25 protein-coding genes and 2 pseudogenes are annotated in these 23,669 nt (G+C 64.5%); 11 read left to right on the top strand and 16 right to left on the bottom strand.

What is annotated here, in order from left to right; translation table 11 throughout:
• Positions 1 to 405: pseudogene (locus ACIQLI_RS18370) on the bottom strand (HNH endonuclease); the annotation flags it as partial.
• Between ACIQLI_RS18370 and ACIQLI_RS18375 the strand changes: the two are divergent.
• Positions 404 to 646, top strand: a complete 243-nt coding sequence (locus ACIQLI_RS18375; protein ID WP_400390951.1) for a hypothetical protein — start codon at positions 404 to 406, stop codon at positions 644 to 646. The pseudogene ACIQLI_RS18370 and the gene ACIQLI_RS18375 sit on opposite strands and share 2 nt — an antisense overlap.
• A gap of 177 nt (positions 647 to 823) precedes the next feature.
• On the opposite strand, the gene ACIQLI_RS18380 is transcribed toward ACIQLI_RS18375, so the two are convergent.
• The gene (locus ACIQLI_RS18380) at positions 824 to 1,447 is read right to left on the bottom strand and encodes a hypothetical protein (RefSeq protein ID WP_400390953.1); all 624 of its coding nucleotides are present in this window, start codon (positions 1,445 to 1,447) and stop codon (positions 824 to 826) included.
• Positions 1,448 to 1,797: 350 nt separating this feature from the next.
• Here ACIQLI_RS18380 and ACIQLI_RS18385 point away from each other — a divergent pair, with 350 nt between their 5' ends.
• A complete protein-coding gene (locus ACIQLI_RS18385) occupies positions 1,798 to 2,568 on the top strand; it encodes an IclR family transcriptional regulator (protein WP_400390955.1) in 771 nt (256 codons plus the stop codon).
• A 42-nt stretch (positions 2,569 to 2,610) separates the two neighbouring features.
• Here the strand turns inward: ACIQLI_RS18385 and ACIQLI_RS18390 are convergent, their stop codons facing one another.
• The 6 genes from ACIQLI_RS18390 to ACIQLI_RS18415 are packed head-to-tail and all read right to left on the bottom strand — an operon-like array spanning position 2,611 to position 8,449.
• Positions 2,611 to 3,564, bottom strand: a complete 954-nt coding sequence (locus ACIQLI_RS18390) for a sugar kinase (protein WP_400390957.1) — start codon at positions 3,562 to 3,564, stop codon at positions 2,611 to 2,613.
• A complete protein-coding gene (locus ACIQLI_RS18395) occupies positions 3,561 to 4,244 on the bottom strand; it encodes a bifunctional 4-hydroxy-2-oxoglutarate aldolase/2-dehydro-3-deoxy-phosphogluconate aldolase (protein ID WP_400390959.1) in 684 nt (227 codons plus the stop codon). The genes ACIQLI_RS18390 and ACIQLI_RS18395 overlap by 4 nt, the downstream gene beginning before the upstream one ends.
• Positions 4,241 to 5,017 carry an SDR family oxidoreductase gene (locus tag ACIQLI_RS18400; protein ID WP_354232617.1) on the bottom strand — a complete coding sequence of 259 codons (777 nt, stop codon included), beginning with the start codon at positions 5,015 to 5,017 and terminating at the stop codon, positions 4,241 to 4,243. The genes ACIQLI_RS18395 and ACIQLI_RS18400 overlap by 4 nt, the downstream gene beginning before the upstream one ends.
• On the bottom strand, positions 5,014 to 6,090 hold the full coding sequence (locus ACIQLI_RS18405; RefSeq protein ID WP_400390961.1) for a zinc-binding dehydrogenase: 1,077 nt from the start codon (positions 6,088 to 6,090) through the stop codon (positions 5,014 to 5,016). Before ACIQLI_RS18405 ends, ACIQLI_RS18400 begins: the two co-directional genes overlap by 4 nt.
• A complete protein-coding gene (locus ACIQLI_RS18410; RefSeq protein ID WP_400390963.1) occupies positions 6,087 to 7,097 on the bottom strand; it encodes a C-terminal binding protein in 1,011 nt (336 codons plus the stop codon). The genes ACIQLI_RS18405 and ACIQLI_RS18410 overlap by 4 nt, the downstream gene beginning before the upstream one ends.
• Positions 7,097 to 8,449 (bottom strand): MFS transporter, encoded by a 1,353-nt coding sequence (locus ACIQLI_RS18415; RefSeq protein WP_400390965.1) that lies wholly within the window; start codon positions 8,447 to 8,449, stop codon positions 7,097 to 7,099. Before ACIQLI_RS18415 ends, ACIQLI_RS18410 begins: the two co-directional genes overlap by 1 nt.
• 360 nt (positions 8,450 to 8,809) lie before the next feature.
• On the opposite strand from ACIQLI_RS18415, the pseudogene ACIQLI_RS18420 reads away from it, so the two are divergent.
• Positions 8,810 to 9,677 (top strand): annotated as a pseudogene (locus ACIQLI_RS18420) (DUF2382 domain-containing protein).
• A 318-nt stretch (positions 9,678 to 9,995) separates the two neighbouring features.
• On the opposite strand, the gene ACIQLI_RS18425 reads toward ACIQLI_RS18420, so the two are convergent.
• Together ACIQLI_RS18425 and ACIQLI_RS18430 are read right to left on the bottom strand one after the other, a co-directional pair.
• Positions 9,996 to 11,855, bottom strand: coding sequence for a glycoside hydrolase family 15 protein (locus tag ACIQLI_RS18425; protein WP_400390967.1), 1,860 nt, complete (start codon positions 11,853 to 11,855; stop codon positions 9,996 to 9,998).
• A 10-nt stretch (positions 11,856 to 11,865) separates the two neighbouring features.
• Positions 11,866 to 12,531: a TetR/AcrR family transcriptional regulator gene (locus ACIQLI_RS18430; protein WP_400390969.1), complete on the bottom strand. Its 666-nt coding sequence runs from the start codon at positions 12,529 to 12,531 to the stop codon at positions 11,866 to 11,868.
• A gap of 137 nt (positions 12,532 to 12,668) precedes the next feature.
• Here ACIQLI_RS18430 and ACIQLI_RS18435 point away from each other — a divergent pair, with 137 nt between their 5' ends.
• Positions 12,669 to 13,724 (top strand): NAD(P)-dependent alcohol dehydrogenase, encoded by a 1,056-nt coding sequence (locus ACIQLI_RS18435; RefSeq protein WP_400390971.1) that lies wholly within the window; start codon positions 12,669 to 12,671, stop codon positions 13,722 to 13,724.
• Between the two features lie 60 nt (positions 13,725 to 13,784).
• Here ACIQLI_RS18435 and ACIQLI_RS18440 read toward each other — a convergent pair whose 3' ends face one another.
• Both ACIQLI_RS18440 and ACIQLI_RS18445 read right to left on the bottom strand, forming a co-directional pair.
• Complete coding sequence (locus tag ACIQLI_RS18440) at positions 13,785 to 14,657, bottom strand: EamA family transporter (RefSeq protein ID WP_400391266.1); 873 nt, start codon at positions 14,655 to 14,657, stop codon at positions 13,785 to 13,787.
• 50 nt (positions 14,658 to 14,707) lie between these two features.
• Positions 14,708 to 15,331 (bottom strand): helix-turn-helix domain-containing protein, encoded by a 624-nt coding sequence (locus ACIQLI_RS18445; protein WP_400390973.1) that lies wholly within the window; start codon positions 15,329 to 15,331, stop codon positions 14,708 to 14,710.
• Between the two features lie 130 nt (positions 15,332 to 15,461).
• Between ACIQLI_RS18445 and ACIQLI_RS18450 the strand changes: the two genes are divergently transcribed.
• The gene (locus ACIQLI_RS18450; protein WP_400390975.1) at positions 15,462 to 16,358 is read left to right on the top strand and encodes an SDR family oxidoreductase; all 897 of its coding nucleotides are present in this window, start codon (positions 15,462 to 15,464) and stop codon (positions 16,356 to 16,358) included.
• 120 nt (positions 16,359 to 16,478) lie between these two features.
• Complete coding sequence (locus ACIQLI_RS18455) at positions 16,479 to 16,739, top strand: DUF6458 family protein (RefSeq protein ID WP_089596786.1); 261 nt, start codon at positions 16,479 to 16,481, stop codon at positions 16,737 to 16,739.
• A gap of 98 nt (positions 16,740 to 16,837) precedes the next feature.
• On the opposite strand, the gene ACIQLI_RS18460 is transcribed toward ACIQLI_RS18455, so the two are convergent.
• From ACIQLI_RS18460 to ACIQLI_RS18470, 3 genes are all read right to left on the bottom strand, one after another.
• A complete protein-coding gene (locus ACIQLI_RS18460; RefSeq protein WP_400390977.1) occupies positions 16,838 to 17,635 on the bottom strand; it encodes a ZIP family metal transporter in 798 nt (265 codons plus the stop codon).
• A 136-nt stretch (positions 17,636 to 17,771) separates the two neighbouring features.
• Positions 17,772 to 18,671: a carbon-nitrogen hydrolase family protein gene (locus ACIQLI_RS18465; RefSeq protein ID WP_400390979.1), complete on the bottom strand. Its 900-nt coding sequence runs from the start codon at positions 18,669 to 18,671 to the stop codon at positions 17,772 to 17,774.
• Entirely contained in the window at positions 18,672 to 20,249 is a 1,578-nt protein-coding gene (locus ACIQLI_RS18470) for an APC family permease (protein ID WP_400390981.1), read from the bottom strand.
• A gap of 113 nt (positions 20,250 to 20,362) precedes the next feature.
• On the opposite strand from ACIQLI_RS18470, the gene ACIQLI_RS18475 reads away from it, so the two are divergent.
• The 5 genes from ACIQLI_RS18475 (at position 20,363) to ACIQLI_RS18495 (ending at position 22,927) form a co-directional block, all read left to right on the top strand.
• Positions 20,363 to 21,001: a TetR family transcriptional regulator gene (locus tag ACIQLI_RS18475; RefSeq protein ID WP_400390983.1), complete on the top strand. Its 639-nt coding sequence runs from the start codon at positions 20,363 to 20,365 to the stop codon at positions 20,999 to 21,001.
• A 34-nt stretch (positions 21,002 to 21,035) separates the two neighbouring features.
• Positions 21,036 to 21,347 (top strand): hypothetical protein, encoded by a 312-nt coding sequence (locus ACIQLI_RS18480; RefSeq protein ID WP_400390985.1) that lies wholly within the window; start codon positions 21,036 to 21,038, stop codon positions 21,345 to 21,347.
• Between the two features lie 166 nt (positions 21,348 to 21,513).
• A complete protein-coding gene (locus ACIQLI_RS18485) occupies positions 21,514 to 22,080 on the top strand; it encodes a hypothetical protein (RefSeq protein WP_400390988.1) in 567 nt (188 codons plus the stop codon).
• On the top strand, positions 22,077 to 22,658 hold the full coding sequence (locus ACIQLI_RS18490) for a hypothetical protein (protein WP_400390991.1): 582 nt from the start codon (positions 22,077 to 22,079) through the stop codon (positions 22,656 to 22,658). Before ACIQLI_RS18485 ends, ACIQLI_RS18490 begins: the two co-directional genes overlap by 4 nt.
• A gap of 17 nt (positions 22,659 to 22,675) precedes the next feature.
• Entirely contained in the window at positions 22,676 to 22,927 is a 252-nt protein-coding gene (locus tag ACIQLI_RS18495) for a hypothetical protein (RefSeq protein ID WP_354232598.1), read from the top strand.
• Between the two features lie 143 nt (positions 22,928 to 23,070).
• Here ACIQLI_RS18495 and ACIQLI_RS18500 read toward each other — a convergent pair whose 3' ends face one another.
• On the bottom strand, positions 23,071 to 23,664 hold the full coding sequence (locus ACIQLI_RS18500) for a histidine phosphatase family protein (protein ID WP_400390994.1): 594 nt from the start codon (positions 23,662 to 23,664) through the stop codon (positions 23,071 to 23,073).
• Positions 23,665 to 23,669 lie beyond the last annotated feature (5 nt).

The raw sequence follows: 23,669 nt of genomic DNA on the forward strand, positions 1-23,669 counted from the left end.
CAGAACGCTGGCCTTGGCGGCCGAAGCCCAACGTGCTGATCCTGCTTCACCATCGGTACCCGGAACTGGCGTGGCGGTTCCTGTCCTGCTCAGGGGTGCTGCACTCTGGGAAGTTGTTGCGGTGTCGCTTCCTGGCTCCGGCACGGAGTCCGTCCAGCCGGTCCGCCATTCCGGTGCTGCTGCCGAGGACCACGGCCCGGCCGTTAGTGCTTGGTTCCGGGTCCGCTCCACAGCCTGCGCCGCGACAACCTGCAAGTACTCCACCGACCGGGCGATCTCCTCGACCTTGCCGGCAAAATCCGCAGCCTCATAAAACCCAAGGAGCCGTGCCTCGCCGACGGCTATCGATCGCAACAAATCGGTTGCGGCTGCACCCTCACGTAACGCCGCTTCCAATGCGGGCATGGCAGACAGTGGTGGCTCTGCGGATATCGTGCCCCGCACTTTCCCTGGCGCGGGTTCCGAGCCGCCGGACAGCGACGCCTCCAGCAGTGCCTTAGGCGCAGAAACACTGGAACTGGGCAGCAAATCGAGTCCCGGAAGCAGCCCGGAGTTCCGGTCGGTAGCCGCAGCGGCGACCATCGGCGTCGGGTATGTGCGGACAGCGGGTCCGGGAGGCAAATCTGGAGCGAAGGATGACATGTGAGGGGGCATGTCACTGGCGCCGGACAAACCTGCCCGCCGCGCCAGAACCTGCCCTCTGCTGCCATCCATAAATCAAGCCTGTCACCATGGCTTGACCGTCATAAGCCCTTATCTGCGCTATGTGGAAAACTCTCGTCGGAGGCTCTGCAACAGCTGCAGGCCACCGTTTCGAAGGGAATTATCCGGCGACTCCGGTCTGATGGTCGATGCCCGCTTGGTCGACCTTTCGGTGGAACCGCATGCCGGCCTTTCCGCCGAGGATGGCGCCGAGAAGGGGGACGATCAAGGCGATGACGAGGCCGATGATGCCGCTGGCGGTCATCAGGCTTCCGTCGAGGGGAATCCGGGGTGCGCCGTTGAGGTCGTCGAGGATGTTGAACTGGTTGCCTGCCACTGCCGCGAGGATCGCAACGAGGATGGCGACAATAATGCCCCACAACCACACAGCGAGCCCTTGCTTCGCACCGTCGAAGCGGGCCATGCGGCCGGCAACGTAGCCGCCACAGTAGTAGGCCACGAAGAGGACAACTGCCAGCACAATTCCACCGACGATCCCCAGGGTTTCGGCATTTTGCCGGGCCTGATCCGCTGCCTGTTCGGCGCCGGACGGGTTCGCCGCTCCTACGCCGACCCCGATGGCCGTAGCCAGGGCGCTGAGAAGGACGGTCATCCCGATGGCCGTTAGCCAGCCAAAGAAAGCCGAGCCCCATTTGATGCCGCCAAAGCGGTCCTTCTCCGCCCGGACGACCTCGTCCCTGCGGGCTTTGGGGGTGCTTGATCCCGCGTCATATCCATCAACCATGTCAGCTCCTGATCCGGTTGCCTGAACTTTGGTAAATCAAGCAAAACACCACTTCCAGCAAGAAAGCAAGGATGCTTACTAAGTTGCTGCGGTAAGGGCAGGAGCCGACGCCGACTGTCCGCCGGGGACGGCGGCAGACAGCGCGCAAGCGCACGACGGCGGCAGCTCGCCGTTGTGCGCTGCCCGCGCGCCCGACGCTGCCCTCGCGCCTGACGCTGCCCTCGCGCCTGACGCTGCCCTCGCGCCTGACGCTGCCCTCGCGCCTGACGCTGCCCTCGCGCCTGACGCTGCCCGCGCCCGAGGCTTCCCGCATATAGGGACGGGCGGCTGTTCCGTGGGAGAATCGGAGAATGGAAACCACCACCGCCGGAGCCCGGACACTCGAACGCGGACTCAGCCTGATCGACTGCGTAGCAGGCGGCAATCACCGGCTGGAGGACATCACCAAAGCCGCAGGACTCAGCCGATCGGCCACTCACCGCATGTTGACCTCCTTGGTGGGAGCCAAGTATCTGAGCCAGTCGGAGGACCGGAGCTACCACCTTGGTGTGAAGCTCCTGGAATTGGGCACGCAAGCTCAAACCAGCATCGATTTGCCGGGGGCCGTGCAGCAAATCCTGTCAGATATTGCCCGCATCACCCTGGACGCAACCCATCTGGGGATACTGTCCGGCGATGAAGTGGTCTACCTGGCCAAGGCCCGTGGCCACCGGGGCTTCGAGATGACTTCCTATCCGGGCGTTCGCCGGAAGGCCCAGACCACGGCGTTGGGCAAAGTGCTGCTGGCCGAGAAAAGCGACACCGAGGCAATCAAGGCCTTCAACCACACCATCACGCCAACGCCGCTTTCCATCAGGACGGCCGAGGAATTCCTGGACGCGCTGCATGAGGCCAAGCACAACGGCTATGCCATGGATGACCAAGAGAACGAACTCGGAATCACGTGCCTTGCCATTGGGGTACCTGATTTGAGCGGGGCCATGGCTGCCGCCGTGTCAGTTTCAGCCCCCACTGTCCACATGAATCCCGAGCGCATCCAATCCCTCGTTGCGTTGTTGCAGAAGTTCCAGCCGGAGCTCACCAGTTGCCTGCCGCCGGGATTCGAAAGGGCCTGGATCTAGCGCCGGTAGAGCCGTGCAGGGAAGAACCGGGTCCGAACCCTGCTACCGCGTCACGGGCTCAGAAGCATCGAGCAACCCCAGTTCGTGGCGCCGGGGCATGCCTTCCCAGTCGCCGGGTACCAGGCAGGCGAAGGCTCCTGTCCTCACGGCGGTGCGTAGCCGCTCTTCTACGGAGGCTCCGGCAAGGAGGTCGGAGATGTATCCTGCCACGAAGGCGTCTCCTGCCCCGACCGTGTCCACTGCGTTGATCCGGACGGCTTCTTGGCGGTATTCGGCGCCGTCGATCACACCGACGCAACCAAGGGGGCCGTTCTTGATGATTACTTGTTGGGGTCCCATGGCGGCGATTTTGTGTGCAAGCTCCAGGGAATCCGCGCACGGTCCCACTGAAATAGCCGCTTCGTCGTCACCTGCAAAAACAATGTCTGCCTGTTTAATGAACGTGCGGAAGACCGGCCCTGCCTGGTCCTCTGTCCACAGCCCAGTGCGGTAGTTCAGGTCGAAGGAGACGGTCACCCCGGCTTCGCGCGCCACGGACACCGCAAACAGTGCGGCGTCACACGCTGAGTCGGAGAGTGCGGGCGTGATTCCGGTCAGGTGCATCAGCTTCGCGTTCCGGATGGCACCGACGGGGACGTCCTCCGGGGCCAGACGTGAGCCGGCGCTGCCGGAGCGGTAGTACCAGACCTTAAGGTGTTCCAAGGTGCGGCGTTCCTTGATCATCAGGCCTGTGGGTGCGTGCGGGTCGCGGATACCTAGAGTGGTGACACCCTCGGCGGCTATCTCCCGGAGTACAAGGTCGCCGAGGCTGTCCTGCCCCACCCGCCCCAGCCAGGTCACGCTGGTACCCAGCCGCTTCAGGGCGATGGCGACGTTGGTTTCGGCCCCGCCCATGCCCAGCCCCAGCGAACCTGCGTGGGCCAGGGGTCCGGGTGTGGCGGCTTTCATCAGCGCCATGGTTTCGCCCATGGTCACCACGTCGGTGTAGGTAGTCACTTGGCTGCCCGCGCTTCCACGGCCTCGGCTACCAGTTGGCTGAGCTTCGATGCGCGTGCGGTCAGATCGGCCAGGTTTCCGCCGGCGAACGCGTCGCGCAGCAGAGGCCCGCCGAGGCTGACGGCCAGGGCGCCGGCCGCGATCCACGCCGGTGCGTCGTCGATTCCGATGCCTCCGGATGGGACTATCCGCATCTCCGGGAACGGTCCGCGGAGTTGGCCGATGTACCCAGTGCCGACAGCTGAGGCGGGGAAGAGCTTCACGGCTGTGGCGCCGGCGTTCCAGCCGGCGAGCAGTTCGGTGGGCGTCAGTCCGCCCGGAAACACCGGGATGTCACGCTCGACGGCGGCACTCACCACTGCGGTGACCATCGCCGGGGTGACCAGGTAGTCCGCTCCGCCGTCGAGGGCTTGCCTGGCTTGATCCACGGTGGTGATGGTGCCGACGCCGATCTCCGCGTCCGGACCGAAGCGTTCCGTGAGCCGGGGCAGTTCCTCGAAGACTCCTTGGGTGCTGAGGGTCAGCTCAATGGATCGGACGCCTCCGCGTATCAGAGCCTCGATCACGGGGGCGTACTCGCGGGCGTGGTGTGCCCGCATGACGGCCACCACGGGATTGGCTGTCAGGATCGCGGAAACGGCCGGCCGTTGCGGGTTGCCCGCTGGTTGGGTGCTGTTCATCGGGCCAGCCACCCGCCGTCGACCGGAAGAACAACGCCGTGCACGTAGTCCGCGGCCGGGGAGGCCAGGAACACCACAGCTCCGGCGAGGTCGTTCCTTGATCCCCAGCGGGCGGCGGGGATCCGGCTGGATATCTGCTCATGCCGCACCGTATCAGCGAGCAAGGCCTGGTTCATGTCGGTGGCGATGTAGCCCGGGGCCACGGCGTTGACGTTCACGCCTTGCGGGGCCCATTCGTTGCACAGGGCCTTGGTTAGTTGGGCGACTGCACCTTTGGATGCTGCGTAGGCGGGGACCCGCAACCCGCCTTGGAAGGTCAGGAGGGAGGCCAGGTTGATGATTTTGCCGTGTCCGCGCTCGACCATGGCCTTACCGAAGCCTTGGCAGAGTTGGAACACTGCACGGGTGTTGATGTTCATGACCGCGTCGAAGTCCTCCAGTGGGAACTCGACGGAGTCGTGGCGGATCTGCGTGCCGGCGTTGTTGACCAGAATGTCGATCCGGTGATTTGCCAGGGTCGTTTCGATCGCGTGGGACACCGAGTCCTGGCTGGACAGATCAATGGCCACGGCCTCGGCAGTTACGCCTGCTTCCGCCGCGGCCTGGGCCAGTTCCGGAGCGAGCGGGCCACGTTGCAGCGCAACCACGTTGGCGCCGGCCCGGATCAGGCCCAGGGCAATGCCCAGGCCGATGCCGCGGGAAGCTCCGGTGATGGCCGCCGTCGAGCCTGTCAGGTCAAATGGCGCGCGCGGCGCCGCTGCTGTGTCTGTCATGCTTCTCCCTTGCCGGGGACGGCTGCCGTAGCCGGCCCAACGAATACTTTGAGGACCGCTCCAGCGGTCATGGCCTTGGTGAAGGCGACCGGGGTTTCTTCGAGGGGGAAGACCTCCACCGGGATGCGTCCGAGGCCAAGGTCGCCGCCCTCGATCAGTTCCACGGCGCGTTCGACGTCGGCCCGCGTGTAGACGCGGACGCCCACTACTGTGTTTTCCGCGAAGGTCAGGGCCTGCAAATCCACCTCGACCGGTTTCTTATAGACACCCACCAGCACGATGGTGCCCAGGACCCGAACAGCCCTCGGCAACAGGGCCGCGACCGAAGGGTGGGCAGCGGAATCGAACACGATGTCCGCGCCATCCCCGCCGGTTGCCTCCAGGACGGCAGCTACCGGGTCAACGCCGGGAGCAACGGTGTCGAAGCCGAGCTCCACAGCCACTCTGCGGCGTTCCTCGGAGGGCTCGGAAATCAGCACACTGCGGGCCCCCTCATTGCGGGCAACAAGGGCCGTGAGGATGCCGATGGGACCGGCGCCGAAAACCACCACCCGCTCACCGCCACGCACCCCCGATCGGGATACGGCATGCACTGCCACGGCCAAGGGCTCAGCAAGCGCGGCTTCCTTGAGCGGGACAGTCGAACTGACGGGAATGAGGGTCTCTGCCGGCAAAGCCACGTACTCGGCCAAGGATCCTGCGACGTCGATCCCGTACAGCTTCAAGTGGCGGCACACATGGGTGTTCCCCTCCCGGCATGGGTGACACTTTCCGCAGTGGATCAAGGGTTCAACGGTCACGCGGGTCCCCGCTGCCGGGCCTCCCGGGGCGGCGATTTCCACAACGCCGGTGATTTCATGGCCCATCACCACGGGCGCTTCGGCCCGCGGGTGGCTTCCGTGCAGGATGGAGAAATCCGTGCCGCAAATGCCGGTGAGTTCAGATCGGACCAAGGTCCAGCCCTCCGGCACTTCGGGAAGCGGAACGGTCCGATACTCAATGGTCTCCGGACCCGTCCAGACCGCCGCGCGCATCGTTGGGTGGGTGGTTCCGGCCGCTGTTTCGCTGCTCATAGGGCGATGCTCTCTGTTAGTACTTCCGGGTTGAGGATGTTGCGTGGTGTACGGCCTGCGCATACCTCGATGATGTTTTCCACCGTGCGTCGCTTGAGCTCCGCGTAAGACTCCTCGCTGTACCACGCCGCGTGGGGCGTGAGGACCGCATTCTCCAGGTCCAGCAACGGGCTGGTCCTGGGCAGTGGCTCCGCCTCAAAAACATCCAAACCGGCAGCATGCAGGAGCCCATCCTTCAGAGCCGCAGCCACCGCGTCAGTATCCACCACCCCGCCACGGCAGGTATTGACCAATACAGCGCCCGGCTTCACCTTCGCCAGGACCTCAGCGTTGATCAGGTGATGCGTGTACTGGTTGAGGGGGACATGCAGGGATATCACGTCAGCGCTGGCAACGAGCTCCTCGAAGCCGACCACCGTGGTCCCGTCCGCGGTGACAGTCCCGGCGGTCAGCAGCGGATCCGAACCGATGACCTGGTAGCCCAGACCTTTCGCTTTCCGGCCCGTGGCGGCACCAATCAAGCCCAGGCCCACCACCCCGAACACGCGATCGCTGATCCGGTGCAACGGTTGAACCGGCCCCAGCGAGTAGTCCCCGCGTCGCACGCCGCGGTCCAGCTGCGTGATCCCACGGGCCAGGCTGACAGCCAAGGCAATTGCGTGGTCGCTGACGTCCTCGGTGCCATAGTCGGGGACGTTGCAGATGGCGACGCCGCGCGCGGTGGCCGCTTCGACGTCAAGCGTGTCAACCCCGACGCCGTAACGGCCAATTGCCTTCAATCCCGGCAAAGCGTCCAAAACCTTGGCGGTGATGGGCGCGTACTGGACAACGATCGCATCCGCACCGGCCGCGGCAGTGATGACCTCGTCTTCGGTTCGGCACTGAGCCAACACCAGCTCGACGCCGGCGTCCCGGGCGACCGCACGCTCGATATCGATGGAATCGTGATCACAATCGGTGATGACAATTTTGGTCGGGTTGGTGGAGGGGGTGGCGGTTTCTGACATTACTTGGCGTCCTCTTCAAGGAGAAGGTCACGATCGACCGTCTCCGGGGATTTGATGGTGGTGAACAAACTGATGCCCATGATGGCCATCATGTAGATGGCCACGGGGATCCAGGATCCGCTGAATGCCGTGACCAATGCGGAGCAGATCAGCGGGGCGACGCCGCCGCCGAAGACGGAGGAGAACTCGCGGCCGAGCGCCACGCCGGCGTAGCGGTAGCGAGCGCCGAAGAGCTCCGGGAAATACGCAGCCTGGACTCCGACGGAACCCTGGGCGGCAAAAATGAAGCCCAGGACGATGACCAGAGAGATCAGGAACAGGTTGCCCGTGTTGATCAGCAGGAAGGCTGGGATGGGGAAGATGAACAGGAAAGTGGTCACTACCAAGTACATGGAGCGGCGTCCGAACCTGTCCGAAAGGTTTCCGAACACGAAGGCTGACACGCAGGCGAACAGGGCACCAACCAGCAGGACCTTGGGAATGAACGTGGCGTCGATCTTGAGCTGGCTGATGAGGTAGGAGCCCAGGAACACCTGGAAGAGGTAGGAATGGGCGTTGGCGCCGACATTCATGAAGAACACGCGGAAGAGGTTGGTACGGCCGTTCTTGATGACATCTGCCACGGGGGTGTCCCGCTTGCCGATGCCGCCTTCTTCCTGGAGCTCCTGGAATACCGGGGACTCCTTGAGCTTGCGTCGGATGACGTAGGCGGCAATCGTCACGAAGATCGAGGAGAAGAAGACCAGCCGCCAGCCGTAGGATTCCAGCGCTTCCTTGGGCATCATCTGCACCAGGATCCAGACCACCGCTCCCAGCGCCGTTCCTGCCGCTGCGCCGACGAACACCAGTGAGGCGTACTTGCCGCGCTGACCCATGGGCGCTGTTTCCGCGATGAGGACCACTCCGCCGGCCTGTTCAGCTCCGGCGCCGAAGCCTTGCAGGAATCGGCAGGCCACCAGGAGCGCCGGCGCCCAGAGCCCGGCTTGCTCGTAGGTAGGCAAGAGCCCGATGGCGAACGTCGCGATGCCCATCAGGAAGAGGGTGGCCACCAGAACCCATTTACGGCCCAAACGGTCGCCGTACTTGGAGAAGAAGAGTCCGCCCAAGGGCCTGGCACCAAAGCCAACGGCATAGGCGCCGAAAGCGGCGAGGATGCCGATCGCAGGATCAACATTCGGGAAGAAAATCGTGTTGAAGATGATCGCGGAAGCGGTTCCATAGATCACAAAGTCGTACTGCTCCAAGGCAGTTCCAATAAGTCCGGCCCATGCGGCCCGGCGGACGTTCTTCACCTCGGACGGGGTGCCGGCATCTGGCCGGCCGGCATTCTGAACAACGCTGTTCTCAGTCAATCTTGTCTCCAAGCGGGTGGTGGCTGGTAGCCGTGGATGAGGACGTTCGCTCTAGATTCCGATTATCGGGATAGCATCCCGAAAACCGCTGGAGATAAATGTAGTGCATCCCGAGCTTGGAAGAAAGCGATTTCTGGAAAGGTTAAAAAGGCGCACGATGGCGCAGCCCGCTGCCGCGGGTCCTCTCGCCGGCCGACGCGGTAGTTTCCGCCGGTTCCCACATTGGCTCTTGCCAAGCAAACGCTAAGCATGCTTACTGTATTGGTGTTCCTTAAAGCCGGCGGGTTGAATTTCTTCCCCGCTCCGGCGTCCGGAAACCATGCCTGGTGATGCAGCCCGCTTGCATTCCAAGGAGACATCATGCTCGCGAGGGAAAACATTGACCGATTGATGGGCCTCAACGGACACGTCCGTACCACTGAAGGTGACAAGGTGGGCTCGATCGGCACTTTTTACACCGATGATGACACCGGGGAACCCACCTGGGTGACCGTCAAGACCGGACTTTTTGGCAGTTCTGAATCATTCGGACGCCGCCGTGGAAGGTGAGGACGTAGTGGTCCCCTACACCAAGGACCACATCAAGGACGCTCCCCGGGTGGCCGAAGACGGGCACTTGGAACCGGGTGAGGAGAGTCGCCTGTACAACCACTACGGACTCGAGGGCGAGCGCGGCTTCAGCGGTCACGGCGATGATCTGCGCGCCGACGCACCAACTGATCGCGACGCGCATTTCGCCGGCACGGTGGGTACGCGGGACCGGTTGGGAACCCAGGACACACTCGGAACCCGGGATGCGATGGACACGGGGGGCACCTATCGTCCGGAAGGTGACAGGAACGACGGCGACGACGCCATGACCCGCTCTGAAGAAAGGTTGAACGTCGGCACGGGGAAGCAAGCAACGGGTCGGGCGCGCCTGAGGAAGTACATCACCACTGAGAACGTCACCACTACGGTCCCCGTGCAGCGCGAGGAAGGCCGCGTGGAGCGTGAGCCCATCACGGACGCGAACGCAGGTGATGCCATGTCCGGCGCTGACCTGACGGAGAGCGAGCACGAGGTCACCCTCCACGAGGAGAGGCCTGTGGTGGACAAGGAGACCGTCCCGGTGGAGCGCGTCCGCCTCGAAAAGGACACAGTGACCGAGGATGTTCGGGTGGACGAAGAAGTCCGTAAGGAGCGCATCGAAACCGAGGGGACCAGCTCGGACGACACCCGCCGCTAGATGCACGGTGTGAGGCCCGCTCTACGCTCAAAGTGCCCGGAGATGGGCGCAGAGCGGGCCCCACACCCCGCACCCCGGGCCCCGCACTCCGAATTCCGCTATCGCAAAAGCGCGGTCGATGGGACGATCTCCTTATGGGCGAACATGAGAAGGACCGGACTGCTGCGCGAACGGACACTGCGCCGTCAGACGCGGCGGTTGAGGACAGGGGCGACCCCACCACCCAGCAGTTGAGGACCGTCGGCCAGCGGCGCCGTGAGGCCGAACGTAAGTTGGATATCCACTTGGAAGAAGCGAGTCATAAAGGCGAACCCCCGGTTAACGCAGGCGAGGGTCATTCCGAAGGGTAGTACTGCTGGAGTGCCCCGGATGTTTCGGGTGCCCCAGCGGGGTGTCGCTCTTGTGCGCCTCTCCCTGGTGCAGTTGCAAGGCGCTGTGAATGAGGGGGAAATGGCTGAAAGCCTGGGGGGTGTTGCCCAGCTGCCGTTGGGCGCGGGGGTCCCACTCCTCGCTCAGCAAACCCACGTCATTGCGCAGGGTGAGGAGCCGTTCAAAGAGTTCAGTTGCCTCGGTGGATCGGCCGATTCCCAGCAAGGCATCGACCAGCCAGAACGAACAGGCAAGGAAAACCCCTTCGTCCCCGGGCAAGCCGTCGTGCCCGGACTGGGTTCTATAGCGGAGGACCAAGCCGTCGTCCGTGAGTCCCTTCTGGATGGCTTCCACGGTCCCCGTGACGCGTGGATGCCTGTGCGGGAGGAAGCCGACACGGGGGACCAGGAGCAAGCTCGCGTCCAGTTCCTTGCTTCCGTATGACTGGACGAAGGTGTTGAGTTCCTCGTCGAACCCCTTGGTCATGACGTCGTTGTGGATTTCACTGCGGAGTGCTGCCCAGCGGTCGTGTGGGCCGGGCAACCCCGAGGTCCGGACGCCTTTGACCATGCGGTCCGCGGCCACCCACGCCATGACCTTGGAATGAGTGAAGTGCTGCCGTGGTCCGCGCATTTCCCAGAGGCCGTTGTCCGGTTGGTCCCAGGCTCCTTCGAGGTACTCCATCAGGGCCACCTGGATGTCCCAGGAACTGTCCACGGTGCCGTCCTGGAAGGCGGCCCGGGTTAGGGAAAGGCCGTCCAGGACCTCGCCCCACACATCCAGTTGCAGTTGCGGGGCTGCAGCATTTCCGGTGCGGACGGGCTGGGATCCTTCGTAACCGGAAAGCCAGGGGATGTCTGCCTCGGGGAGTCTCCGTGCGCCGTCGAGCCCGTACACAATCTGCAGTTCCGACGGGTCGCCGGCGATGGCTCGCAGCAGCCAGTCCCGCCACGCGGAGGCCTCCTCCGTGTACCCTGCGGCGAGCAGTGATTGCAGGGTCAGGGTAGCGTCTCGCAGCCAGCAGTAGCGGTAGTCCCAGTTCCTGGGGCCGCCGATCTGCTCGGGCAGGGACGTGGTTGCCGCTGCCACGATGCCTCCGGTGGGAGCATACGTCAGTGCCTTGAGGGTGATGAGGGACCGCTCCACCGGCTCCTTGTACTTCCCGGCCATTTCGCTGCGGCCGATCCATTCCAGCCAGAACGATTCGGTGACGGTGAGCGCGCGGAAGGGGTCGATCCGTCGCGGCTCCCGCTCGTGGCTCGGCGCCCAGCGCAGCACGAACGGGACCCGATCGCCCGCGCGGACCGTGAATTCGCTGTAGGTGCGCTTGTCCCGCCCCTCAAGCGGGACATGGGTGGTGAGGTAGGCCGAGTCGGGACCCGCTACCGCGCTGATGCCGTGCTTGCCGTGCCGGACCCACGGCACCACGCGGCCGTAATCGAAGCGCAGGACCAACTCCATCTGCATGGTGACCTCGCCGGAGATGCCCTCCACAATCCGCACCAGGTCCACGGCGTCGTCCCGGACCGGCATGAAGTCGATCACCCGGACAGCGCCGCCGTCCACTTCCCATTCGGTCTCCAGGATGAGGGTGTCCTCCCGGTAGCGGCGCCGGGTGCAGTTGCCGCCGTCGGGGGTGCCGGCGGGCGCTAAAAGCCAGCGGCCGGCGTCGGGCGTGTGCAGAAGCGACGCGAAGCAGGCGGGGGAGTCGAACCGTGGCAGGCACATCCAGTCAATGGACCCGCTCCGCCCTACCAAGGCAGCGGTGTTCAGGTCCCCGATGATCGCGTAGTCCTCAATCCTGGCCATGGATCAGATCCTAGTCCGCGTCTCCCGCCTGACGGCTCAAGCCGTCGAGAATGAGGTCCAGGCCGAACTGGAATTCGTCGCCAAAGTCGTACCCGGGTTTAAGGACATGCTCGACGGCGATCTCCACCATGCGGGGATACTCCCCGGTGGTGAAGCGCTCGAGGATAGGGCTGGTGATCGCGGCGGCGGTGTCCCGCCCCTCGAACGGAAGGGCCGCTTCCTGTACGGCAAAGCCGTAAATGTAGCTGTCCAGCAGGGCGTAGGCATGGGCGGTGAGCTGCACGGAGAATCCTGCAGTTCTCAGCGTCGCGAGCGTCGCTTCGTGATGGCGGAGGGTTGCAGGGCCCGGCGCGGACCGGCTCTCCAGCAACCCGACTGCCCAGGGGTGGCGCCTGAGCGTCGAACGCACGCGGTGGGCCCTCAGCTCCATCTCCTCGCGCCAGTCCCCTTCGGGTGCGGGCAGCTCGATTTCACTGAACACCATGTCCACGATGCCGTCCAGGATCTCGTCCTTGTTGGCCACGTAGTAGTAAAGGGACATGGGTTTGGTTCCCATGCTGTGGGCGAGCGTGCGGATGGTCAGGGCGTCGATTCCGGACTCGTCGGCGAGGGCGATGGCGCACTCAAGGACCCGCTCCCGGCTCAGCGGGGGTCGCTGCGATGCTGCGGTGGGCACGGAACTCCTCGAGGGGTTGCTGGGCTCTAGCGGTTTAGTACAGTGTACGATAGCCTCATTGGTACAGCGTACGAAAATTATCGAAACCCGTACGTCCCCACCCAGCCCTCACCGCACAAGCACAGAGAGGTCCGGCCATGACCACTGGTCAGCAAGCCAAGGAATCGCGTCGCCATAAGGATCGGGCGTTGCCGGGTCCCACCATGCGGGCCATCGTGCAGGAGGGCTACGGTTCCGCCGCGGACGTTCTCCATGAGTCCCGGGTCCCGCGCCCAGTCATCGCGGAGAATGAAGTGTTGGTGAAAGTCCGGGCGGCCGGGCTGGATCGAGGCACGTGGCACATAGCCACCGGCCTGCCCTATGCGCTGCGCTTGGTCTATGGGTTCAAGGCACCCAGGAAGCCCGTCCCCGGGCTGGACCTCGCGGGAACCGTTGAAGCGGTGGGAGCTAAGGTGACCCGCTTCGCGGTGGGTGACCACGTGTTCGGCTCGGGCACGGGCACCTTTGCCGAGTATGCCGCGGCCCGCGAAAACCAGGTGGCCCACAAGCCGGCGAACATCACCTTCGAGCAGGCCGCCGTGGTGCCGGTGTCCGCGTGCACGGCCCTGATTGCCCTGCGCGCGGGTGGCATCGATCCCGGCCAGGATCGGCCGGCGAGAGGGCAAAGGGTCCTGGTCAGCGGAGCTTCGGGCGGTGTGGGCAGTTACGTGGTGCAGTTCGCCAAAGCCGCCGGGGCTGAGGTCACCGGAGTGGCCAGCGCTGCGAAAGTGGATATGGTGAGAGCCCTCGGCGCCGACCACGTGATCGACTACACCACCCAGGATTTCCTCGATGGCACTGAGCAGTACGACGTCATCATCGACATCGCGGGCAACCCCTCGGTTTCACGTTTACGCCGGTCACTCACCCCGTCCGGGACTGCCGTGATAACCGGTGGTGAGGAGGGCGGCACGTGGACAGGGAGCATGGACAGGCAACTCCGCGCCGTGGTCCTCTCGCCCTTCATCCGGCAGCGGCTCACCATGATCGTGGGCACCCAGAATGCCCCGGATCTTGAGTACCTCGCCGGACTCCTCGAGGCAGGAACCATCACTCCCGTCATCGACCGGACGTATCCGCTGGCCCAGGTTCCGGACGCCATGCGCTATTTCGACGCCGGCAAGGTCCGCGGCAAGGTGGCCATCACCCTCTAACCCGGATGGGTACAAGGCAAAAGCAAGGGACGCACGACGGCGGCAGGTCGCCGTCGTGCGTCAGGCCCCTTTGCCGGGGCCCTTGGCGGATAAGGTCTCAGGCGCAGGTCCCATGGTGGTGGGCTCGGCCAGGGGAGGCAGCTTCCTGTCGCCCCCGCGCTGGGAAGCGGCGCCGGCAACCACAACCAGGGCGATCCCGATGAACTGGACGATGGTGGGTTGCTGGTGCAGCACCAGCAGCCCCAGGAGAACGGCGAAGGCAGGTTCCAGCGACATCAGCGTGCCGAAAGCCGTGGACGTCATCCGGCGCAGGGCCTTCAGCTCCAACACGAACGGCAGGACCGGCATCAGGATGGCTACGCCCAGGGCCCCTGCGAGGATGCCCCAGTTCAGGTGCCCAACAGCCTGCGGAATGCCGACGACGGCGGCCGTCGCGGCGGCGATGGGCACCGTCAGCGAGAGCGCTCCGATGCCGGTGAAACGGTCGCCGATCAGCTGCGTCAGCAGGATATAGGCACCCCACCCGGCGGCGGCGATGGCCGCGAACATGATTCCCAGGAAGTCGACGCGGCCATGCCAGGGTTCGGTCAGCAGGACCACTCCCAGCAGCGCCAGCACCGGCCATGCCAAGGCGCGGCGGTTATGGCTGCGGATCGCCGCCACCGTCAGTGGGCCAAGGAACTCGATGGCGACGGTGGTGCCCAGCGGGATCCGCTCCACAGCGGCGAGGAACATGATGGTCATGAGCCCGGTAGCGATGCCGAGACCCAGGAGCGGCAGGATATCCGGCCGGCGAACCGATCGCAGGGGTGGGCGGGCGATGGCAAGGAAGATGATGGCGCCCAGGCTGAGCCGCAACCATGCCGTTCCAGCCGCACCTACCTCCGCGATGAGCCCCACCGACAGGGCGGAGCTGAGCTGCACCGAGAACATGGCTGCAACAGCGAGGCCCCAGGGTGGAATGGGGCCACCTTTGCGGGTGCTCACTGGGTGATTCCCATGCCGCTGGAATCCGTGTGCTGCCCGTGCCCGGATCCCACGCCGGGCTCAAAAACAGCAAGGATGAATCTGGCCGGCGCCGTGCCGAGGTTGGCGTAGGAGTGGGCAATGTCGCCTGGGAAAGTCATGGCATCGCCGGCCTCGAGGGTGACTGACTGCTCCCCTGCGTCGACTGTCACCGTGCCGGCTTGAACCTGCAGGAGTTCCTTGGTGCCCGCGGTGTGGGCCTCGCTGCCGTGGCTGTCGCCGGGGCCCAGTGTCCAGTCCCAGAGTTCCACGACGTCCGGTGATTCGGTCCCGGCCACCAGGATGCCCTGGCCGCCCTGTTCGCTGCTCCACAGTGTTGCGCCTTCGCCGCTGCGGGTGATCCTGACGGGCTTGGGACGCGGGGACTCCACCAAGGCGGGGAGCCCGACTCCCAGGGCGTCGCTGATCCGCAGCAGTGTTCCGATGCTGGGGTTCGCTGCCCCTTGCTCCACATTGACGATCATCCGGCGGCTCACTCCTGCGGCCTCGGCCAAGTGGTCCAGGGTCCATCCGCGGGCTTGGCGTTCCTGCTTGACCCGGGCGCCGATGGCCAGGGAGAGGGTGGTGGTGCTGTCATCCATAAGTGCAGCATACTGCACTTTCAGTGCACTCTCCTTATTCACGGGACCTGAGGAGGGGCAAGCCGGGGCTGGCCGCCGTCCCATGCTCGTGCTACCACTGACCCTAGGAACACAACCCAAAGGAGAAATCGTGGCCGAAGTCCTTCCTGTCCTTGTCATTGGTGCCACGGGATTCCTTGGCGGCCAAGTGGTGGATGAACTGCTCAAGCGCGGCAAGAAGGTCCGCGCGTTGCTAAGGCCCAAGTCCAACGCCGCCAAGGTCGAGGCCAAAGGAGTTGAGATCGTCCGCGGGGACATGTTGGACACCGCCTCCTTGATCGAGGCGATGACGGGCGTGTCCGCGGTTGTCTCGACGGCTGCCGGCTATACGCGAAATGACAAGAACGCCCAGGCGATCGATACCTTTGGGAACAGCAACCTGGCCGTGGCTGCCAAGTATGCCGGCGTTCCCCGCTTCGTGCTGATCAGCATCGTCACCAGCGACCAAACACCGCAAATCCCGCATTTTTGGAACAAGAAGCTGGCTGAGGACAAATTCCGGGAGCTCGGCGTTCCCTTTGTGGCTCTCCGCCCGGGCGCCTTCTTTGACCAGGCGGTGGGGATGGGCGGCGACCCCTTCGCCAAGGGCCGCTTTGTATGGCTCGGCTCCAAGGACGCCAGACTCACTTTTGTCCTGGCCAGCGATGTCGCACGGTACCTCGCGGAGGCCGTTGACGCGGACATTGTTGAGGGGGAGCACATTGATGTTGGCTGGAGCCGCCCCGTCAGCATCCAGGACGCCGCCGACATTGCCGGGCAGCGCGCCGGCAGGCAGATCAAGGTGATGTCCATTCCCGCCGGCGCCATCGTCGGGCTCGGCAAGGTGACCTCGAAAGTCCTTCCGCTGGTAGGCGACATGGCCAGCATGGTGGCGTGGTTCGAGACTGGAAAATACGTTGCGGACACTACCCGCCAGGAGCAGGTGTTCGGGCCCCCGCCGACTCCCGAGGATGCCATCGCCCGGGTGGCTTCACGCTACGGCCACTGACGCACGGCCCGCCGGAGGGCTACGCATGGCTGGTGGGAGAAGTGGTTCATAAGTATGCTGACTGTATAGATTCGGCCGACGATCCCTGACCACGCGCCGAACGGACACGAGGAGCACGTTATGAGAATTGGTTCTTCCATTGCCCTGATTGCCATTGGCGCTATTTTGGCCTTCGCGCTCGCCCCCGGACTCATTCCCTTCCTGGACCAGGTGCTGGTGGGCTACATCCTGATGGTGGTCGGCGTCATCGGCCTCATCATCTCCATCGCCATGTCCAACAGGACCCGCCGGACGGTCGTCGAGCGCCGCACCGCCCCTGAAACAGTGGTCGAGCGGCGCGCCGCCCCTGAAACCGTTGTCGAGCGCCGCCCGGAGGTTTAGCGGCCGCTGCACAAGCAGGTCACCAGGAAGCGCACGACGCCGGGCTGCCGCCGTCGTGCGCTTCTTGCGTTGGCCGCTCACCGCTCACCGCTCGCCCCTCACACGAGGGAGAGCGTGAACGAAAGGACGAAGCCCGCTGCCGTGCTCAGCGCCACAGCCGGGCCACCATGCTCGTAGGCCTCGGGCATGAGGGTGTCCGCCAGCGACGCGATCACCGCACCCGCGGCGAACGCCAACGGCAGGGAGATCGCGGCGGGTTCGGCGGAGGAGAGGGGCCCGGCGCCGAGGACCACGGCTGCCACCAGCAGCACGGCGCACACACTCCAGAGCAGCATGACCGATCCGGCTTTGCGGCCCTGGCTGCGCATGGACGAGGCCCCCACCAAGGCTTCGGGGAAGTTCGACACAAAGATGGCCGCCAGCAGTGCCAGACCGCCGGATCCTTCTTCCAAGGAGATGCCCAGTGCCACGTTTTCCGGGACGCCGTCCAAGGTCACGGCGGCCAGTAATGCCATGCCGGCGGCCCCGCGTGTAGAGGCGGAGGTGGCTGCCCTGTCTGACGCGGCGGCGTCGGTGTCCAGCTTCGGGCTGCCCTGTACTTCGTCCGCGGGCTTGGATTTCGATGTGCGGCCGGGTTGGGCCAGGCGATCCAGGAAGGCGCTGAGCGCGGTAAACACGATGGCGCCGGCAAGGAGTCCCACCGCCGCACGCACAATTCCGCCTTGTTGGTAGGCGTCCTCGAACAGTTCGAACGCCAGGGCGGTAATGAGCGAACCGGCCGCGAAGGACAGCAGGATGGCAAGGAGCCGCTTCGGCAACTCGAAACGCACGCCGATGAGTGCGCCTATCACCAAGGCGCTGGAGGCAATCAATCCGAACCACAGTGATGCCATCACAACGCCATTATAGAAGTAAGTAACCTGATCTTCTCTAGGATGGGGAAGCAACGTTCGACGGCGGCAGCCCGCCGTCGAACGCTGCTTGCCTTGGAACGCAGCCCGCCGTCGAACGCTGCTTGCCTTGGGTAGGCGGTCAGGCCGTCCCGCTGCCCTGCCTCGCACCCAGCGAATCCCCGCTCCAGGCCGGCGACTGGAAATGGGCGCCGCCGAACATCGGGAAGGACAGCAGGCCTTCCTGGTCCCGGAGTTGGGCCCAGGGGCGGTTGATGCCGTGGGTTCCGTAGCGGCGGAGCTGCGTGACGCGGTCCAGGTCCAGCACGGCGAACAGAATCTCTTCGCCGCCTTGGGCGTGCTGCATGATGGTGCCCTCGGGGTCCACGATGACGCTCTCGCCCACGCCGGACGGGGATGCTCCGTTGACGTTCACCACGAACACCTGGTTGGCGAAGGCGTTGGCCTGGGACATGACGATTTCCATGGCCCGGTCCCGGGTGGTGGTCAGGGTGGGCTGGATGATGACCTCCGCACCCAACCAGGCCAACTGCCGTGCAACTTCGGGGAAGCTGCCGTCGAAGCAGATCGCGAGGCCGATGCGTCCGCAGCCCGGGATATCGAACGTGACGAAGGAATCGCCGGGCGTGGTGGTCTCGAACGGGCGCCACGGGAAGAGCTTCCGGTAGCGTGCCACGATTTCGCCCTGCGGGGACACTGCGATGGCGGTGTTATAGGTGTTTCCGTCCTCCGTTTCCAGTAGTGAGCCGGGCACGAGCCACACATTCAGCCTCCGGGCCAATGCGGAAATGCGGTCCGTGAGCGGGCTGGGGATGGGCGCAGCGGAACGGGTTTCGCCCTCTGGATCCGGGAGCAGGAACTCGCCTGGCGCGGAAAGCAGCAGTTCAGGCACCACGATGACGTCCACGTCGGGACCGAGCTTCTTGGCTGACTCAGCCTGTGCTTCGAACCTGGCCCACGTGGCCTCGAGGTCGTGGGGGACGGGGTTGGTCTGGATTGCTGCGATGGACAGGATGCGCATTTATGCCTCGGTTTCGTTGCTGGGATTTTCGGTGCTGAGAATGGAGGGAAGTTGGTTGCGGGTAGTGACGTTTCCGCGGGGGATGGATTGGCCGGAAAAGAAGCGGCGAGGCCTTGTCCTCAGGATCGCGGTGACCATCAAGCCCAAGGACAGCGCGCCGATCCCGATCCAGAACACTGAACCGATGCCAAGCCAGGACAGCCCCGCGTACTCAGGGGACAGCATGTCCACGGCGCTGTACGCGAACGCTCCGATCATCAGGAGTGCTCCGAGGCCAGGGAGGATGCCTTTCATGATCAGGGCGGAGGGGGAGGTGCGCATCAACGGGGCGAAGTACACCACCGAGGCCAAAGCTGTGGCCGCGTAGTACGCGGCGATCATCAGCCCCACCGAGAGGATGGCCAGGCCGATGAAGTCGGCGCTGATGGCCGTCAATCCCAAAGTGATGGCCATGGTGATGCCGGCCCACCAAGCGATGGAGGTGGTGGGCGTTCCCCGCCTGGGGTGCATCTTTGTGGTCGCCTTGGGGAGCGCACCATAGCTGCCCATGCTGAGCCACGTCCGGGGCGTGCTCACGGCTACGGTCAGCAGGGCTGCCAACGCGGACAGGCCCACGGCAAGGACGATGACCTGGCCAAACACGTCCCCTGTCGCCTGCGGACCGAGGACCGAGAGGACGTCGGAGACGGTTTCGGGATCGGTGATGCTTGCAGTTCCTGCAAATCCGACGGCGGCGGTGGCTGTCACGACGTAGGAGACCAGCAGGATGACGGTAGTGATGACAACCGCCTTTCCGGGCGTTCCCTTGCGGTCGGTGGTCTCTTCGTTCACGGCTATCAAGGCATCCCAGCCCCAGTAAATGAACAGGCACAGGATGACGCCGGACACGAGGCCGGACATGTCGCCGGAGGCAAAGGGATTGAACCACTCCAGGCTTGGCTTCTCTGCTCCGCCTGTTGCCGTTCCGGGGGAGGTGCCCGTGGCCATGGCGGTGAAGGCCGCGACGCAGAATCCGCCGAGTGCCACCAACTGGAGGCCAATCAGCGCGTACTGGACCCAGGCGGAGAGTTCGATTCCCCTCGAGGCGATCCATGCACTCAGGACGATCAGCCCGCACGCGATGGCAGCCACGGCAAGGGGCTCTGCGGCGATCGATGCTAAGCCAAAGAAGGTGAGCAGGTAGGTGGTGGCGACTTGGGCCACGGCGGCGCCCGCAATGAAGGTGGCCATCTGGGGTACCCAGCCACCGAGGAACCAGCCGGCGGCAGGCCCGAAGACGCGGGTGATCCAGACGAAAACGCCACCGCAGTCGGGCATCTCCCGGTTGAGGTCCCGGAAGGCGAGGGCGGTGAAAAGGATCGGCACAAATCCCAGCAGGAAGGCAGCCGGGGTGCTCTCTCCTACGGCGAGAACCACGAAGCCCAGCGTCACAGCCAAGCTGTAGGCCGGGGCGACGGCGGCCAGGCCAAGGGCGACCGTGGGGCCGATGCCGATGGACCCGGCTTTGAGGCCTTTGGAAGCTGTGTTCGTGGGGATTGGTTCCTGGGTGGCCATGGGCGGGGGTGGGGGAAATGACACGGAGACTCCTCGTTGAATCAGTAATTTGAATCACATTCAAATTTGAATGCCATTCAATACCCGTCTAGAGTCAATGTCAACAGGAATCTTCAGGAGCTCACGGGGGAGCAGTAGTGGCCAAGGTAGACAAGAAGGAAGCCCGGCGTCAGGAAATAGTGGCCGCTGCCCAGGCTGTAGCTGCGCGCGACGGCGCTGAAGGGGCCACCCTGCGCGCCATCGCCGCCGAAGCCGGCATGGCCGCCAACGCGGTGCTCTACTACTTCGGCAGCCACGCCGAGATCATCGCTGCTGCCGTGCGGGCTTCCTCCGGCAGGTTTCTTGAGAAACTCGCCGAATCCGTTGACCCCGACATGAGCCCGACGGCGCGGCTCGCCGCCGTCATGAGCGCGGGCACTACTGCCGGACTGGACGACGACGTCTCCCGGATCCTCTACGAATACTGGCCCCACATGCTCCGTGACCCCGAGCAGCGGCGCATCCAAGACGAGCTCACCAGCGCCCAGGAACGCATCTACCGCGAGATCATCGACGCCGGAACCCGCTCCGGCGATTTCTCTCCGCTTTTGGATCCGGCCAAGATCGCCCGGACCCTGGTTGCCCAGGAAGACGGGCTGGTGATGGATGTGCTGGCAGGCAGTGCCGGCAGCGAGTACGTGCTGGACCTGATGGGGAGCCTCGCGGCCGCCCTTCTGGGCCTGCCGGCCGGGGCGCTGCTGGAGCACATGGGCGCCCGGTCGGCACCGGCCACGTAACGGCGAACGGTACGTGCGGCGTTAGGCTGCTGCCATGGAGAAGTCATTCGATATTGAACTGGTTAATCAGAACGAGTACCTGGTGCGTTGGGCCTCGGAGGGCCAAACCGGGGAATCCCTGGTCCACACCAACCCGGAGTTTCTTGCTGAGGCTGGCCTGGGCGATTTCGACGAGCAACTCGTTGTTGAAGAAACCACGTCGTACCTGGCCGAGCACCAGCCTGTGATCGACTTCCCCCAAACGGTGGACCTCGAAGAGATCGCCGCCGCCTATGCGGATTACGCTGAGCAGCTGAAGGCGCGGCTGGGCGCCAAGCAGACGGGCTCCGACCAGCCACAGGCGTAGGCCTGGACCAACGCCGGCAGGGCCTATGACAGGCGGGCTGAAGCCTCTATCCTCATGACATGGGCGTTTGGGGAGCGTTTTCCTTGCCGGGCTCCCCCTTCAGTGGACGGGACCGGGCTTTCCTGCGGGAAGACGCGGCACCATGGATCGGGTGGCCGGGTGGCCCATGAACCCAGAGGAAAAATTTTCGCCCCCGGACAATTACCCTGCCTTCATCGAGAGGGTGGACGACGCCACAGTCCGTCTCAAGACCCGCCTCCGATCCGTCATCCAGGCACTCGGTGCGGTCTCGTTGCTCGTGGAGAAGTACCAGGGTGCTTCCTTGAAATGGGAGCAACGCCGGGCCAGGGTCGCTCTGGAACTTGACCGCTGCGCCGGCGAACCGGAGACCTATGCCGCTCTGAGCGAGCTCCACGATACAGCCGTGAAAATGGTGGGACTCCACCACGCACAGACAGCGCGCATCACCGAAAAGTTGCACCTGCTGCAAGACCACCGCGACGCCATCCACAAGGCGTTGGCTGAGCTGGAGGCCGGCAGGGCGAAACTGGCGGCGTCCCGTGCAGTGTCGCAAGACCGGCGCAAGCTGAAGAGCGCCCTCTATGAACTTGCCGGTGCAAACGGTGCCGCTGCAATAACCCCGGACCCTGGATTGCTCAGCGATCTGAGGCAAGCCCGCGAAGCGGTCGTCCTGGCCGAAGCGCTCATGGAAGTGAAGGGACCCCGACCATGAAAGATTCAGCGCCACTGCCATCCCCCAAGGACGCGGTCACAGTGGTTCATTGGGAAAGGAAACCGGGCGACGAGCCAGTCATCAAGTTCGTGATCTTTAGTGTGCTGGGGGTGCTCCTGGGGCTGCTTCTGATGGTCCTCATGCCGGCGTTCAGAAGCATCGGAGCCCTGGCCCTCTTCACGGTGGTCTTCGCGGGTCTTCTCACGATTCCTGTCATCGCAGCTCAGCGGAACTTCATGCGGGGAGTGGTCAGGAGGATCAATGACACCATCGATGCGGTGACGCACAGCTCCCGCCACGGGCTGTCAGTGAAGCAATTGAACCGGCTCATCAGGAGCGGAGAGCCGTGGCCAATCGCGGTTAGCGGAGTGCCAGGGCTGCGGCTGCAGGTTCAGCGGGTCCTGGCCCGTGAAGAAGACGCTCCTGGGAAGTGGAGAGCCGTGATCACGGCAGCCCCTCCCCGGAACGGAATGTCCAGCTTCGACCGCCTGCTGGAAGCCGCACTGAGCGGCGGGACGGGGACCTCTGCCCATTCCCGTCGCATCGAAGGCGCCCCTAATGTGGGAGGTTCAAGGTAATCCAACAGGGGGTAACGATGAAAAAGCTCAAAACGGTCCTGGCAACAGCGGTGGCGGGAATTTCCCTCAGCGCAGGGGCGCTGGTGATGGCCGCGCCGGCCCACGCTGATTTCAACACCTACCAAGTGGTCAGGGCCACCAACGCTGCGTGTTCAGCAGAACTCCGAGCAGCGATTCAGGCTTATGGGGGATCGGTAACTGCGGTTACTCCGTGCCACTGGAACAAGTACCAGCGGATGTACATCGGCAGCTTCGGCTACAACTACTAAGCTGCCCACCGCCGAGGGTTCATCCGTCGGCAGGTTGAAAGGCGGTCGCCGAAACCGGCGGCCGCCTTTCCTTCGAGCAAGGCGCTTCGAGCAAGGCGCTTGGGGAAGGCGCTTGGGGAAGGCGCTTGGGGCGAGCCGCGAAATCAGGCCTCGACGTCGGCCGTGACGCGCTCGCCGTTGAAGTACTCCAACTGCCAGCCATCGGTGACGTGGTGGTGGGCCAGGTTCAGCACCGCGTTCTGGACGCTGTCCAGGGTACGTCCGATCGCACGGCTGAGGGTCAGCCGTATCAACGTGCCGTGCGCGACCACCAGGACGCGCTTGCCGGCGAATTCTTCAGCCAGCGATTCCAACGCTGCGATGCCCCGATCGGCGGCGGCTTCGTCGCTTTCGCCGCCGCGGAATCCGCCCGGGATGCGCAGGGCATCCAGTTCCGGGCCGGCCTGCAGCCCTTCGGCCGGTCCAAAGCTTCGCTCCGTGAGCTCAGGAACCAGCCGTGCAACCTTCAAGCCAAGCCCCTCGGCGATGATCTCCGCAGTTTCGGCGGCGCGGCCCAGCGGCGAGGACACCACGGCATCCCATGGCTGGTCCGACAGGAAAGCAACGGCTTCGCGCGCCTGGCCGCGGCCGACGTCGTTAAGCGGAATATCGGTGGACCCTTGCAACCGGCGCTCCGCGTTCCAATCGGTCTGGCCATGGCGGACGAGGGCGAAAGTTGTGAGGGTCATGCCTTCCATTGTGC

This window comes from Paenarthrobacter sp. NPDC091669 (genome assembly GCF_044756725.1).
Classification (GTDB): Bacteria; Actinomycetota; Actinomycetes; order Actinomycetales; family Micrococcaceae; genus Arthrobacter; species Arthrobacter bambusae_C.